This window comes from Arthrobacter sp. BGA-UO-ETr-C19, assembly GCF_059568005.1.
Genome location: NZ_JCAQPC010000018.1, coordinates 25679 through 39838, shown reverse-complemented (window position 1 = coordinate 39838; position 14160 = coordinate 25679). Strand labels below are relative to the sequence as shown.

Here is a 14160-nt window from a genome sequence, read left to right as displayed (position 1 = left end):
CGACAGCAGGGCCGGAATCCAACCCCTGCTGTGACGGTGACGGTGCACACAGTTCTTATGAACATGTTCGACAATATCCTGCATTGTGAGACTTAGTCAATATCTTTTGGTGGTTCTCCTCTGCGCGCGGCAAGCCCGATGTCCCGTGCACAGGCTGGATTTGCGCACGTCGGCCGTAATGGCCTTAAAACGACAACGTTGGTCCCGCATGCAGGACATGCGGGACCAACGCCATGAGAGGAAGCTAGGGCTGCTTGGCTGCTGGCCGGCCCATGTCGCCGCTGAAGGTTGTTCCGGGTGCAGGCTGGGGCAGTTCTTCCGACGCCTGGAGCACAGCCCCGGTGCGGGCGGGGACTTTGACGAAGAGCAGCAGGACAAATGCCAGAGCCAGTGCCACCATCGGGACGGTCATTCCAACGATGGTGTCGCCGGGTGTGGCGAGCTTGCCGATGAGGAAGGGTCCGAAGAATCCGCCGGCGGATGCCAGGGCGTTGATGACGGCGATTCCGACGACGGCCTGCCGTTTGGTCAGTACCTCACTGATCAAAGCCCAGTATGTCGGGATGTTTCCGATCACGCCGCAGGCGAGCAGGATGAGACCGATCATGCCCAGCAGTGGGGAGCCGCGGAACACGGCGGTCATGATCAGACCGATGATGGCGGTGGCGAAGCAGGCCAGGACGATGAACTTCCGTCGTCCGGTGATGTCGGCGTAGCGGACGAGCAGCAGCATCACGATGGCACCGCAAACGTACGGGATGGCACCGAAGATACCGATGTTGGTGGGGGAGTAGGACGGGTTGAGTTGGGAGACTACCTGGGGGAGGAAGAAGGTCATGCCGTACGTTGCGACACCGGCAAGGGCGTTGATCAGGCCCAGATAGAGGATCTTCGGGTTCCGCAAGGCGCGCAGCTCGCTCGCGTGGTCGTGCTTTTCTTCGGGCATGGCCGCGTATTCATCGGCGATCGCGCCCTCCAGCCATTCTTTTTCGTCAGCCTTGAGCCACTTCGCCTTGCTCGGCCGGTCAGCGAGCGTCAGGAGGAGCCAGATGCCGAGGAGGACCGGCGGCAGGCCCTGAAGGATGAAGATCCAGCGCCAGGAGCTGAGTCCGAACCAGTTCGCGTGATCGAGGATAAAGCCACCGCTGAGGCTTCCGACGATGAGGGCGACGGGCATGGCCAGTGCCATGGCGCCGATGGCGCGGCCGCGGTCATGGTTGAGGAACCAGTAGGTGAGGAAGAGGATGAGTCCGGGGAAGAGCCCGGCTTCGGCGATGCCCAAGAGGATGCGGGCGATGTAGAGCTGGGTCACGTTGTACACGAAGCCGGTACCAATGGTGACCAAGCCCCAGGTAATGGCAATGCGTGCCAGCCAGAGGCGGGCACCGACCTTGGCGAGGATCATGTTGCTGGGCACTTCAAGCACCACGTACGCGATGAAGAAGATGGCGGCAATGGCGCCGTAGGTGGCGACGTCGATGCCAAGTTCCTTGCCCATGGTCAGTTGGGCATAGCTGATGGAGGAGCGGTCCATGTAGTTGAATGCATAGAGCAGGAAGGCGACAGGCAGGATTGTCCGTCTAACCTTCCTGATGACCGCATTCCGGTCAACGGCCGTTTTGGCCGGTACAGAATTTGTAGCCACTCTGCTACCTCCTTGTAGGGTGCGCCCCGTAGGGCTGATTCAGTAAGACTGCCGACGTCCATTGACGTCCTTGATGGGTTCATGGCCAAGAGTAGGGATCGTCCTGGCGGCCATTGGGGTGGTTCGTTGATCCGTCGGAAGAGCGGACCTGGCATCGCTATGATCGCCTGCGACCTGTGGGTCGCGATCGCATGTGGCTTTCCATAAGCCTCGCTGGTGTTGGTGCCGATCTTCAGGAGAGCAGTTCTAAGACAGGGGTGATCTCCCCGCAGGTCTCCAGGGCGGCAACCAGGTTTTGTACTTTGTTAATACTCTCAAGGGGCACCGGTTGAATCGATGCCTCCGCGCAATCCTTGAACTTCTGCCGGAGTTCTTCCCAGGTCATGTGGCGCTCGGACGTGCCGGGCACCTCGATTCCTAGCCGTTCGATGCCGCGGCCGTCATTCATGGTCACCTCGACTTTGCCTGCGGGTAATTTCAGGTCCCAGTTGAAGCCCGCGTCGAACACAGGCTCGACCTTATCGGCCAGTGCCAGGACTTGCTGGTCCTTGAGGGCATCGGTGGAGAAGTCTGAGATGGTCATGCTGCCTTTGACGAGCGCCAGGGCGACCGTGAATGGCAAGGAGAACTTTGCGTCCATCATCGTTTGGGGCGCTTTTCGTTCCTTCAGCGGTTGGCTCATGCGCTCAGCGAAGTCTCCGACGTAGACGCGCACGCACTCAATGTCTTCGATCTTGAGTGGATGTTCGCGTATCAGTTCGATGGCAGCGTGGATGTAGGTGTGGGCGTTACCTACCGCTGGCCAGTACTTATAGGTCATCCCGGCCGAGAGATATTCTGACCCGAGGTTCTCGAGCATCTTCTCGCGGTTGTACTCCCCGTTGAAGTAGACCTTGAACACACCGGCTTCGCCCTCGAACAGGTTCTCCATTCCGAGCATGCCCTTCTGGGCCAGGAGAGCGGCGTTCACGCAGCTTTGGGCGATGAATCCGGCGTAGAGTCCGCGCAGATCGCTGTCGATGCCAAAGATCTGTTGCATTGTGCCGCCCGCATTCAGGCTGGCGATGCCCATAGCGTGTGCGATCTGCTCCGCGTTCAGGCCCAGGAGGGATCCGCAGGCGGCGGCGCCAGAATACACGCCAACCACCGATGACAAGTTCCAGTCCATGTGCCAACCCACGTTGCAGCGCAGGCGGATGAACAATTCCTGGCCGATTGCCACGGCTGTGATCAGTTCCTTGCCTGTTACGTCGCCTTTGCGTTCAGCCAAGGCCAGGAGAGCGGGGACGAGGGAGCTGTCCGGGTGAGCGCCCCAAGGCGTCTGGCTGTCGTAATCGAGGGCATGAGCCAGTGTGCCGTTGGCGAAGGCAGCCGCGGCGGCCGGTACCCGGCCGCCAAAGCCGAGGATCCGCGCTTCTTCCTTGCCGCCAGCATCCGTGACGAGATCGATGATGGGCCTCACAGCCGGCTCCATGCCGCTCGCCCCGAGCATGACGCCGATGGTGTCCAGGAGGCTCTTTTTGGCGGCCTCGACCGCTTTCGGAGGAAGGTCGGAAAACCGCGTATTCGCCGCAAATTTTGCCAAGTCGTGGGACAGATCGAGGTTGTTTGCCATAACGTGTCTTTCTCAGTTTCTCAGAAGATTTCATGCCCCGTCGCTGCGGATTGGAGTATTCAGCGAAACGGTCTTTTAGGGTTTGTTGGACCTAGGGCGTAGGCCGGATGTGGGCCGGTGGGGTCGGGTGGATGGAGAGTGGTTCGGTCCCGTGGTTGCACCGTTGCCGAACAAAGTTTGAGCCGAAGGTCAGAGGCAGGCCGTCTGGCCGCCATCCACAGAAACGACCGAACCCGTCATGAAGCTCGCATCGTCGGTCAGGAGAAAGACGATAACCGCGGCAATTTCTTCCGGATCACCGATCCGTCCGATCGGATGCTTTGCATTTATACGGGCGACAGCGGCAGGATCCTCCATCATGTACTCGATCAGGGGTGTCCTGGTCATGCCTGGAGCCACCGCGTTGACCCTGATCCCGAGGGGACCGAGTTCGGGCGACATTGATTTCGTGATGCCGGAAATCCCAAACTTTGAGGCAACGTACGACAGCCTGTTGGGCACGCCCAGCAGGCCAGCGCCCGAAGAGATGTTGACGATCGCACGAGGCACGGCATCGTCTTTCACCGCACACACGAACGCCTGGCACATGTTGATTGTTCCGTCCAGGTTTACCGCCATGATCCGGCGGTGCTTTTCCGGATCGGAATCGAGAATGGTTCCCTCGCCGGTGATTCCGGCGCAGTTGACCAGGCCGTTGAGGCCGCGGTGCATTTTGCGCATGTCGGCGAGGAGCGCCATGGCCGCATCGTGGTCGCGGACGTCCAGCACTGCACCGTGGACGCGGGCGGAATCGGTGGCGCCGGCCAAGGCCGAGTCCACGCCGGCTTGTGTGACGTCGACGGCGACCACGGTCGCGCCCTCATCGAGCAACCTCTTGACAGTGGCCGCGCCAATTCCGCTGCCGGCGCCCGTCACAACGACAGTGCGCCCTTCGAATCGCTTCATCGAGACTCCTCTTGTGTCTGCGACGCTTCTGCTTTTCGGCCGACTTCGGCAGACGCAGAGCGTTGCTGTTTTGTATTTAAAACAGAGTTCCATATATGAGAGGCGTCGTCAATAGTGCTGCTCCATGAAGATGCGTAGGAGCCCGGGGTATGGGGGAGGTGGATGCGCAGATCTTCGAGTGCCTGCGTGGCTGATGTGAGGCGCTGGCTCTCAGGTTGTTCACACAAAGGCGCTCTTGGGGCGGTGAATGCCGCAGTGATGGCGTCATGCAGCCCGTCCGGACGGGCCTTCGAGTTCAGGATTCGTAATGGAGAAAGCTTGCTGAAGGTGCTCCTGGGAGGCAGCCGGGTGCTAGCACTTTCGGCCCTGGCAGGGCCGGCAGTGTGGAAGGAGGATAACTGGGAACTGAACGAGCTTTACCCCGCGAGCACAAGGGCCTCGCGGGGTTTCGGACTAGCTGCCGCTCATGGCTCCGGCGCCCATGCGGCGGGACAATTCTTTGCAGGTCTGGACGAGCAGCTCGCGAGCCTCGTCCGCCGGCATATTGTCGGTACCCGTCAGGCGGTGGATGTAGGGAGTGGTCACCGCAGCGATGGCCTTGCCAGTGAAGTCGAAGACGGGGGCCGAGATGTTGGTGACCCCTTCAATGGTGAGTGACTTTCCTTGGCAGTAGCCGGCTTTGCGCACCTCGGGCAGGTCGGCGAGGAACCGGGCGCGTCTGGAACTGGTTTCATTGCCGGCGAGCGACAGCAGGTTGGAGAGTTCGTCTTCTCCCATGAAAGCAGCCAGAACCCTGCCCGAAGCAGAGTCGTCGATGGGGATCTGTGAGCCGAGGCGAACTGTGTTGACGTTGGTGTCCGGGCAGTCGACCTGGGCGATGACCAGCAGCTTTCCGGAGTTGAGGATGCAGAGGTGGATGCTTTGGCTGATGCGGTTCGCAAGCTTTTGCATCTCATCGCCGGCAATGGCGGTCAGGCGCCTGATGATTGGATGGCGATGGGCGACTTCAAACAATCGAGTGGTCAAGTGGTATCGCTCGGCCTCATCAAGGTCCACGTAGCCCCGCTCGCGCAGCACCATGAGGACGCGGAAAATTTCCGAAGTGGTTCGACCGAGTTTCTTGCCGATCTCAGATTGGCTGAGGCCGTCATCGGCCGACGAGAGAAGCTCCAGGATGTCCAGTCCCTTTGAGAGGGCCGGCGCCCGGTACTTGCTATCACTTGTCTCGGTGTCCAATATGAGCCCCGCTTCTCTCCCAGCACCATTAGTGCACGGCGCAAACTCAGCTAGTTTTATATATGAAACTTATCGTCTTCTCCGTACCTTGGTCAAGCACACTTCCCCCTCCGGCTCTGGCCTCGCCACTCACCCAGGCGTAGCGTCAAGTCCGCAGGCAATGGCCGTGCACAGCAGGAAACGCGCCAGTCGCCACCCTGCAAGGCCGGTTATACAGCGCTGTTGAAACAATCCATCAAAGGAGCCGCGATGTCTGGATGGAACGCTGATACTGCTGCCGGGCCGCTGGAACCGGGGTCCGTCACCTTGGTGGAGGGGTCGTCCTTCTGCATCTCGTCCCGAAACGGCGACATCCATCCGGGACTTCCGCATGGGGTCTTCCATGAAGATACGCGCATCGTGTCGGGCTTGAATCTGACAGTGAATGGCGAACCCGTGGAGCCGTTGACCGCGAAGTTGAAGGAACCGTACCGCGCCGTGTTTGCCGGCCGCGTGCACAGCTCGGACGGACGCCCCGATACCCCGCTCATCGTTGAACGTCTTCGCGAGGTGGGAGTGGGGATTTTGGAACGGATCACTGTCCGGAACTACTCGTCCATTCCCGCCCAGTGTGTTGTTTCCGTGCGGGTTGAGGCGGACTTTGCCGATCTCTTCGAGGTGAAGGAGGCCAGATTCCAGCGGCACTGGAACCAGTCCCGCGAGCCGGACAGCACCGGGCTAACGATCCGGGCCACGTGGCAGGACATCCGGAAGGCCGTCGTCGTCTCGGGATCCGGTGCTGAGGCGTCCCCCGACGGGCTCACGTACCATACCGTCGTTCCGCCGCACGGGGTATGGAGCGCCAGTCTGAGCGTTGTACCCATCGGAGAAGAGGCGGGTTCGAGTGGGCAGTTCGTTCGTCCCGACGAGGACCAGGTAACTCCCCGCGACCTGCGCCGGCAGGAGTGGGTGGCCAGAATTCCGGTATTGCAAATGGGGAACCACTCTATCGAACGGACACTCCGCCGCAGCTATGACGACCTGGGATCGCTCCGCATTGAGGATCCTGCCCACCCGGAACGCATCGTGGTGGCTGCGGGAGCGCCCTGGTTCATGACACTGTTCGGCAGGGATTCTCTGTGGGCGTCCCTCATGGCACTCCCCGTCGATCCGTCGCTTGCCTTCGGCACGCTCCAAACGCTGGCCGACCACCAGGGCAGTGCTGTCGACGCCAGGAGCGAGGAGGAGCCCGGCAAGATCCTGCACGAGGTCCGGTTCGGCGTCTCCAGTGGCCTGGCCCTGGGCGGTAAATCCGCCTACTACGGCAGCGTGGATGCCACCCCATTATTCGTGGCCCTCTTCGGGGAAGTCAGTCGGTGGGGGTTTGCCCCCGAATCCATCTCCGCACTGCTGCCCCACGTGGACCGGGCGTTGAGTTGGATCCGTAACTATGGCGACAGGGACGGCGACGGTTTCGTCGAATATGCCCGTCTCAACGACCGCGGGCTAATAAACCAGGGCTGGAAGGATTCCTGGGACGGCATCAACTTCGCGGACGGGAGGCTGGCAGAGCCGCCAATCGCACTGTGCGAGGTGCAGGCATATGTCTATGGCGCCTATTTGGCCCGGTCCTGGCTGGCGTACGACGCAGGTGACTTCGCCTTGGCCGCCGAGTACAGAAACCTCGCCGAGAAGTTGAAGGCCCAATTCAACGAGTCGTTCTGGTTACCGGAACGGGGATATTACGCCATAGCGCTGGACGGAAAGAAGCGACCGGTCGATGCCTGCGCTTCCAATATGGGGCACTGCCTGCTGTTCGGCATCGTCGATGACGATAAGGCACCCCTGGTGGCCGAAAGGCTCATGTCCAAGGAAATGTTCAGCGGCTGGGGCATAAGAACCCTGGCCAGCGACATGGAGGCCTACAACCCCGTCAGCTATCACAACGGGTCAGTGTGGCCCCACGACAACGCCATCATTGCAGCCGGACTCCTGCGCCACGGATTCAAAGAGCATGTGCAGCGGATCTCCACGGCGCTCCTGGAGGCAGCTGAGTACTCCGATGGCCGGCTGCCGGAGTTGTTCTGCGGCTTTAGCCGGGAGCACTTCGACGAACCCGTCCCATATCCCACGGCGTGCTCCCCCCAAGCCTGGGCCGCCACGACTCCGATCATGCTGATCAAGACCCTGATGGGCTACTACGCGGATGTCGCCCGCGGGGGCCTTTGGATGGATCCAGCGTTCCCCGAGTCCTACGGCGACCTCCATATCACCAATGCGCCCATGGCGAACGGCAGGATCACCATCGACATCTCCGGCTCACACGCGAAGGTGACAGGGATGCCCCCCGGCATGCAGTTCCACCAGGGGATTCGTCCACGGGCTACGGAGCTGGCGGAACGGGCAAAGGGCCGTGAGGGACACTAGTCACATGTATACCTCAAAATCCCGCAGTTTGGGATATTATTGATTCATGCCGTCAGTGCCAGATGGCTGTGCAGGAGAGACTTACACGCCTATTTTGCCTTGAAAGGGGCCACCTTGATGGTCACCCGCCAACACGCTCCCACCCGAACTCCTGGGATCAGCCTGGGCTTAACTCTTCTTTTCGCTTTCGTCGGCGGAGCCGGCGTCGGAAACCTGTACTGGGCGCAACCGCTGCTGGGCGACATCGCTGCACAGCTCGGTGTCGTGCCCGGTACCGCCGGACTGCTCGTCACACTCACTCAGATCGGTTACGCGCTGGGGGTGTTCTTCGTCGTGCCGCTCGGCGACACCTTCAACAGGAAGCGCCTGATCCCGGCGATCATGGTCTGCTGCTCCATTTCCCTGGCGGGCTGTGTCCTGGCGCCCAACTTCGCCCTTCTGCTGAGCACTCTTGCCTTGGTCGGCTTCACCAACGTGGCCGGACAAATGCTGCTGCCACTCGCCGGGGATCTTGCCACTGATGAACAACGCGGCCGCGTGCTCGGCACAGTGGCATCCGGGCTATTGACCGGCATCCTGTTGTCCCGGACGATCAGCGGCATCGTGGCGGACGCCTTCGGATGGCGCATGATTTACGCTCTCGCATCAGGGACGATCCTTGTCCTCGCCGTCATCATGTGGCGCGCAATTCCTGCCCTCACGCCCAGAAAACGAATACCCTACGGCCGGCTCCTCGCCTCGGTCGTTCACGTTGCTCTCCGGCATCGACGGGGAAAGATCATCCCACTCTTCGGCGCGTCCCTGATGTGCGTTTTCACTGCCTTCTGGACCGGCCTTACCTTGCTGCTGGCGGCACCTCCGTTCTCCCTTCCGGCGTCACACATTGGCCTCGTGAGCCTGCTCGGAGTTTTGGGAGTCATCGGCGCCCAGTACACCGGAAAAGTGTATGACCGCGGGTGGGCCGTCCCCGCCATCGGCATCGGCTTGGTCATCACGTTATCCGCAATCGCCATTGCTGGATTCGGCAGTTCATCCATCGTCGCCGTATTTATCGCAATCTCGTTGCTGTCAGTTGGCGCCCAGTCCGTGCTGGTGCTCCTTCAGACGATGATGGTCTCGATAAACCCTGCCGCGCGCAGCCGTCTCAACACTGCCCACATTGTCAGCAACTTCATCGGCGGGGCCATCGGTTCGACTATGGCCGCGACGCTTTGGCACATCGGGCAGTGGCCGGCAATCATGAATTGCTCCGCAGTGGTCATGGTCTTTGCCCTCACCCTGTGGTTCTTCCAAAGAAACCGTGCCCTCGCGGCAAACAGCCCATCGCACACGCGCCTGGCCGCCGACGCATCGCCGAAACAAACGAAACGGGAGCCGCCGGCAGCGGGAGGAGTCGGATGCCGTCTAGGCACCGGGGAGATCAGTAGGTAATACAGAAGGGCTACGCACAGCCTGGAGGCGATCCGACACAGTACTGGCCGCCTGCTTGACGGCCAGTACCGCATGCTGGAGGTCAATGTCGCTGCCGACTTTCTCGTCCCATGCGGCCCCGACGCTGCCCAAGACGGCTTTCTGATGGCTAAAGATTGGTGCTGCTACGCCTTGGACGCCCGGGGTGAACTCGCCTGTAGTCAAGAGATAGCCGTCTCTTTTGATCCCGCCCAGGGCCTTGCGGAAACCGCTCCACGTGCTGCCCAGCCCGGCGTTCTCAATCTCCATGGCGTGGCGGGCGTAGATGGCTTTCAGGCGGTGATGGGGGAGATGGGCCAAAATCACCTTTGACCCGGCTCCCTGAAACAAGGGAAGTCGCTGGCCACGGCTCCAACGGTTAACCGGGCTAAGCGGGGTGCGGCACTCCCCAACGCACAGGACGGACACATCGTGACATGTGGTGAGCAGGAGCGCTGAGTGCCCCACCTTGTCCACCAGCTCCTCGAGGACGCCCTGGCTGGCCAGCAGCAGTGGGTCTGCCAAACGGATCTGGAGGTCCATCTCAATGATCCGCGGGCCGAGACTGTAGTAGCCGTTACGGACGGTGGTGAGCAATCCGGCGTCGTGCAGTGTCTTGATGTAGCGGTATCCCGTCGCTCGTGACGTCTCCAGAGCCTCAATTTGGGCCGCCGCCGACCAAACGGGCCGCGCTTCGTTGAAGAGCATCAGGATGTGAAGCATCCGGGCCAGGCTGCCCGATTGAGTGCACATTACGGTGCGTTCAGGGAACGATAACGCCCTTGCCGCTACTCTGGCGGTCGAACCACTCGTAGGCTTCCACTGCCTGGCTGAGTTTCCAGCGGTCGGTGAAGAGTGCGTCGACGTCGACGCCGCGATCGAGGACGAAGTCCGCCAAGCGCCCCATTTGTTCCGTGGAGAGTGTCCAGGAGGTTTTGGCCGTTACTTGCTTCGAGAGTTGTTCTGTCATGTCGACCTGGAGCGGGGCTCCGCGTCCGATCCAGCACACGGTGCTCCAGAGGCCGAGCACCTGCAGCGCCTGGTTGGTAGCGATCGGCGCCCCCGAGGTTTCAAGGCTCTTCGTCACGCCGCGGCCGCCGGTGAGGTCGAATACCGCGTCGCGTACGGAGTCAACCTCGAGCGGATTGATGACCTCAGCAGCGCCGAACTCGCGCGCGCGTTCCAGCCGGTGCGGCTCGATATCGAGGGCGATGACCCTGGCGCCAAGCGCGGTGGCCAACTGGGTCGCGGAGAGACCGACGGGCCCTTGCCCGAAGATGGCGATGGTGTCGACACCTCGCAGGTTGATCATTTCCAGTGCCCCCCACGCGGTTCCTGTCCCGCAGCTGATGGCGGCAGCCGCCTCGAACGACAGTCCGTCAGGCAAGGGCATAACGATCGAGAACGGAACCTTGATGTAGTTGGCGTGGCCCCCGTTCACCGCGTATCCGAGCGCGCGGTGCTCCTCACGGCACAGATGGGTCCATCCCGTCCGGCACTGGTCGCATCGCCCACAACCTATGTAGTGGTGGATCATCACGGAGCGTCCGATCCACGATGCCGGCACCAGATCGCCGACGGCCACGACGACGCCGGCGGGTTCGTGACCTGCGATGGCTTTCGGGGTCTGGCCCTGCGGCTTTCTATATTCGTGCAGATCAGAACCGCACATGCCAGAGGCGCGGACTTCGACGACAACCTCTTCCGGACCGGGTGTTGGGTCCGGAAACTCCCGCAACTCGAGTTCGCGGTCGCCCTTGAAAAGAACTCCTTGCATCGGATTCTCCTTGATGTAACAGATAAGTGAGCATGGTCAGTGGTTCACCCGGTCGGCGGGCGGCTGTTTCGGCTCCAGGCGGCATCCTGGTCGACGCCGGGGACAGGACCAGCCGCTTACTGGAGTGAATCGGCGATTTCCTTCGGGATTCCGATGGATTTCAGTTCGACGTAGGCGTCGATGCCTTCGGGGCCGAACTCGCGGCCGAGTCCGCTGAGCTTAACGCCGCCCATCGGGGCGCGGAATCCTGCGGGATTGGCGTTCAGCTCGACCGTCCCCGTCTCCATCCGGCCGGCTACTCGCAATCCGCGCTCGATGTCCGTTGTGAAGACCGATCCGTTGAGGCCGTAGCTGGAGTTGTTGGCGATGGCGATCGCTTCGTCCTCAGTTCGGTAGGGGATGACCGACACCACGGGCCCGAAGATCTCCTCCTGGGCGATCGTGGCGTCGGGGTCGACCCCGGTGAACACCGTTGGCTCGACGAACCAGCCCTTCTCCAGGCCGGAAGGCCGCCCGCCGCCTCGCACGAGCCGGGCGCCTTCGGAGATTCCGGAGGCGATGTAGCCCTCAACCCGCTCACGCTGACGGGCGCTCACGAGGGGGCCGATCTGAGTGGCCTCGTCACGAGGGTCACCGATCGGCATCGTGTCGATCATCGCGTTGAGGCGGTCGAGGAACTCCCCCTCGAGCTTCGAGGGCACCAGGAGCCGGGTCTTCAGACTGCAGACCTGACCGTTGTTCCGGAAGGACCCCACCCGGAGCGCAGACACGGCGAAGTCAAGGTCGGCGTCCTCAAGGATGACGGCGGCCGACTTGCCACCCAGCTCCAACGTCACACGTCGCAGGTCCTGTGCGCAGATCTCAGCGATCCGCCGACCGGCAACGCTCGAACCGGTAAAGGTCACCTTGTTCACACCCGGGTGCGACACCAGGTACTCGCTGACCTCTCGGCCTGCCGGCACCACGTTCACAACCCCTGGCGGCACGCCGGCCTCCGAAAGGAGCTGAGCCATAAAGTAGGCGTCCAGCGGAGTCTCTGGTGCCGGCTTGAGCACCACAGTGCAGCCGGCGAGCAACGCCGGGACGATCTTCTGTGCCGTCAATGAGGCGGGCACGTTCCACGGAACCACAGCCGCCACCACGCCGATCGGCTCACGCGCGACGAGAGCCTGGCCATTGGCAGAGCGGCGGACCGTGCGGAAGGGGTACGTTTCCGCTGTCTCCAGGTACGCATCCAGGATGCCAACGGGATTGACGACCTGGATGTTGCGGGACTGCGTGATGGGGCAGCCCATCTCGGCGGTAATAAGCTGGGCGAGCTCCTCACTGCGCTCGAGGAGGAGTTCGCGGAACCGCTTCAGGATCGCCAGCCGCTCTTCAGGGGACATCGAGGGCCAGCGTCCCGCGTCCAGTGCCCGCCGCGCGGCGGCCACCGCACGGTCAACGTCCTCACGGGAACCGGACGGCACAGTGGCAATGACGTCTTCGCTCCACGGTGAGATCACCTCGATGCGGTCAGCGGTTGTTGGAGCAACCCAGTCGCCGCCGATAAAGACCGAATCGTGGGTTGTCATCAACTTAGTGGTCATTCAAAACGCCTCCGGATTGTACGCGACTCTGGTGGGTGGTGTCTGGGGGTGTACGTGGTCTTGGGCAACGAACATTGCATGTCTAAGCGCCTATCGCGGCGTCATGTCCGGTGACTTTGCAGCATCGGCCTCCTCAGCGGCACTGCTATCGTCGCCGAGCAGCGAGTGGCGTAGGCTGACGTGGCGTGTTTCCGGTGTCAGCAGCAATCCTGCTACGCCCAGGGTCAGGGCGACTCCGATTGCGTAGAAAGCAGGGGCGACTGGGGTGTCGAATTGATCGACAAGGGCTGTGGCGACAAGCGGGGTCGTACCGCCAAAGACGGCTGCTGCAAGGTTGAAGGCCAGACCATGCCCGGCATACCTTACGCGGGTCGGGAAGATTTCGACTGCGACGACGAAGTACGCCGAGGTGATGAGTGCGCTGCCGGTGGCCAGAATGCACTGGCCGAGGAGGGCGCCGACCACAGTGCCGTTGGAGGCGAGGGCGAACGCTGGATAAGCAGTCACTGTTAGCCAGATGAAACCTGCCCAAATCACGGGCTTGCGTCCGACACGGTCGCTGAGGCTACCGAAGACCGGGCCGAGGCAGGCGAGAAGCAGGACTGCCGCTCCGCTGGTCCATTGGGCGTCAATCTGCCTGAGGCCACCCTGCGTCACAACGAACGTGTACATGTATCCCACAATCAGGTAGGCGACTGCTGCCTGCGGGGCCTGCAGGAGAAGAATGCGGCCGATCGACTTCCAGGATTCGGCGAGTCCGCGGAAAGTGTCCTTGATCGTGACCTTCTTGACAGTGGCGGCTTCGAATTCCTCAGGGTCATCGAGGTTCTTCCTGAGCCAGAAGCCGACTACCGCGAGTACGCCGCCGAAGACGAAGGGGACGCGCCATCCCCAGTCCATGTAGGCATCTCCCATTGCGCCCTGAATACCAACGATCGTGAGGGACAGGAAAGTGTGGGGCACGTAGATGGCGAACATAACTATGCCGATCCACAGCCCTCGCTTGCTAGCGGGGGCGGATTCAATGACGTAGGTGTAGCCGCCGGAGGATTCACCGCCCATCGACAGGCCTTGAATGATGCGGCAGGTCGCCAGGAGGATCGGGGCGGCGATGCCGATCGCCTCGTAGGCGGGGAGCAGGCCGGTCACCAGCGTGCCACCACCCATCATCAGGACCGTCAGGGTGAGAATGCGCAATCGGCCGAGGCGGTCGCCAAGGATACCGAAGATCAGGCCACCAAGGGGGCGCGCGAAGAACGCCGCCGCAAAGACGGCGAACGTGCCCAGTAGAGCGGCTGCCGGATCGCCCTTAGGAAAGAAGTGGGCTGCCAGTGCGGGTGCGGTCAGTGCGTACACTGACCAGTCAAAGGTCTCGACGACGTTGCCAATGGCACCGCCCATGAGTCTCTGGAAGGGGCGAACATTGGTCTTGGTTGTTTTCAAAGCATTTCTCCTCGTTGAGTGCTTGGAAGGGATTACTTGTATTGCTGCGCAGCGG

Annotated in this window: 10 protein-coding genes; 2 read left to right on the top strand and 8 right to left on the bottom strand. The window is 61.7% G+C overall.

Annotated elements, in window-relative coordinates:
* Window positions 1-244: 244 nt before the first annotated feature.
* From AC57BR_RS10180 to AC57BR_RS10165, 4 genes are all read right to left on the bottom strand, one after another.
* Window positions 245-1645 carry an MFS transporter gene (locus AC57BR_RS10180; protein ID WP_496360130.1) on the bottom strand — a complete coding sequence of 467 codons (1401 nt, stop codon included), beginning with the start codon at window positions 1643-1645 and terminating at the stop codon, window positions 245-247.
* A 232-nt stretch (window positions 1646-1877) separates the two neighbouring features.
* Window positions 1878-3260, bottom strand: a complete 1383-nt coding sequence (locus AC57BR_RS10175) for an MmgE/PrpD family protein (protein ID WP_496360128.1) — start codon at window positions 3258-3260, stop codon at window positions 1878-1880.
* Between the two features lie 189 nt (window positions 3261-3449).
* Complete coding sequence (locus AC57BR_RS10170) at window positions 3450-4205, bottom strand: SDR family NAD(P)-dependent oxidoreductase (RefSeq protein WP_496360126.1); 756 nt, start codon at window positions 4203-4205, stop codon at window positions 3450-3452.
* A gap of 453 nt (window positions 4206-4658) precedes the next feature.
* On the bottom strand, window positions 4659-5441 hold the full coding sequence (locus AC57BR_RS10165) for an IclR family transcriptional regulator (RefSeq protein WP_496360124.1): 783 nt from the start codon (window positions 5439-5441) through the stop codon (window positions 4659-4661).
* A gap of 249 nt (window positions 5442-5690) precedes the next feature.
* Here AC57BR_RS10165 and AC57BR_RS10160 point away from each other — a divergent pair, with 249 nt between their 5' ends.
* Both AC57BR_RS10160 and AC57BR_RS10155 read left to right on the top strand, forming a co-directional pair.
* Window positions 5691-7847: an amylo-alpha-1,6-glucosidase gene (locus AC57BR_RS10160; protein ID WP_496360122.1), complete on the top strand. Its 2157-nt coding sequence runs from the start codon at window positions 5691-5693 to the stop codon at window positions 7845-7847.
* 39 nt (window positions 7848-7886) lie between these two features.
* A complete protein-coding gene (locus AC57BR_RS10155; RefSeq protein WP_496360119.1) occupies window positions 7887-9278 on the top strand; it encodes an MFS transporter in 1392 nt (463 codons plus the stop codon).
* Here the strand turns inward: AC57BR_RS10155 and AC57BR_RS10150 are convergent.
* From AC57BR_RS10150 to AC57BR_RS10135, 4 genes are all read right to left on the bottom strand, one after another.
* Window positions 9252-10019, bottom strand: a complete 768-nt coding sequence (locus tag AC57BR_RS10150; RefSeq protein WP_496360117.1) for an IclR family transcriptional regulator — start codon at window positions 10017-10019, stop codon at window positions 9252-9254. The genes AC57BR_RS10155 and AC57BR_RS10150 overlap by 27 nt on opposite strands.
* Window positions 10020-10059: 40 nt before the next feature.
* The gene (locus AC57BR_RS10145) at window positions 10060-11073 is read right to left on the bottom strand and encodes a zinc-dependent alcohol dehydrogenase family protein (RefSeq protein ID WP_496360115.1); all 1014 of its coding nucleotides are present in this window, start codon (window positions 11071-11073) and stop codon (window positions 10060-10062) included.
* A 116-nt stretch (window positions 11074-11189) separates the two neighbouring features.
* Window positions 11190-12662: an aldehyde dehydrogenase gene (locus AC57BR_RS10140; protein ID WP_496360113.1), complete on the bottom strand. Its 1473-nt coding sequence runs from the start codon at window positions 12660-12662 to the stop codon at window positions 11190-11192.
* A 90-nt stretch (window positions 12663-12752) separates the two neighbouring features.
* A complete protein-coding gene (locus AC57BR_RS10135) occupies window positions 12753-14105 on the bottom strand; it encodes an MFS transporter (RefSeq protein ID WP_496360111.1) in 1353 nt (450 codons plus the stop codon).
* Between the last annotated feature and the right edge of the window lie 55 nt (window positions 14106-14160).